1 protein-coding gene is annotated in these 709 nt (G+C 39.9%); it reads left to right on the top strand.

All coding sequences use genetic code 11. From position 1 onward, the window contains the following. Positions 1 to 135: 135 nt before the first annotated feature. The coding region (gene purC / locus A3756_RS16935; RefSeq protein ID WP_068554036.1) for a phosphoribosylaminoimidazolesuccinocarboxamide synthase at positions 136 to 709 on the top strand (574 nt) is incomplete at its 3' end.

Raw genomic sequence — 709 nt, 5'->3', positions numbered from 1 at the left:
TTTTGAACACATATCATGATTTGATATGTGTTTATTGCCTAAATAGCTGCGATATCATTGCTCATTAAAACACTATAGAAATTTTTCAATACTATTGCTCTTAATCTTAGAGCCACTCTCGGGAGTTTCCTTTTTATGCAAAAGCAGAAAGAACTTTACGCTGGTAAAGCAAAATCAGTTTATACCACAGAAGATCCAAACAAATTTGTTCTTTTGTTTAGAGACGATACCTCTGCTTTTGATGGCGAGAAAATGGAGCAGCTGAATCGAAAGGGCATGGTAAATAATAAGTTTAACGCTTTTATCATGCAGGCCTTAGAAGAGGCTGGTATCGAAACTCATTTTGAAGCCTTGCTATCAGATAACGAGTGCCTGGTAAAAAATCTTGAAATGTTGCCTGTGGAGTGTGTTGTTCGTAACTATGCAGCGGGTAGCATCGTACGCCGCCTAGGTGTTGAAGAAGGAAAAGAATTGACTCCACCTACGTTCGAACTATTCCTAAAAGACGACGCCCTGCATGACCCAATGATTAACGTTTCTCACTGTGTATCCTTTGGTTGGGCCACGAAAGAACAGCTTGTCGAAATGGAAAAGCTTACCTATCGAGTAAACGATGTGCTGTCAGCAATGTTTGACAAGGCGGGTATGCTATTGGTTGATTACAAGCTAGAGTTTGGTTTGTCTGAAGGTAGAATTGTTCTTGGTGATG

It is taken from the genome of Oleiphilus sp. HI0086, assembly GCF_001635225.1.
The sequence above is the reverse complement of the archived record's forward strand: the minus strand, read 5'-3'. Positions and strand labels throughout refer to the sequence as shown.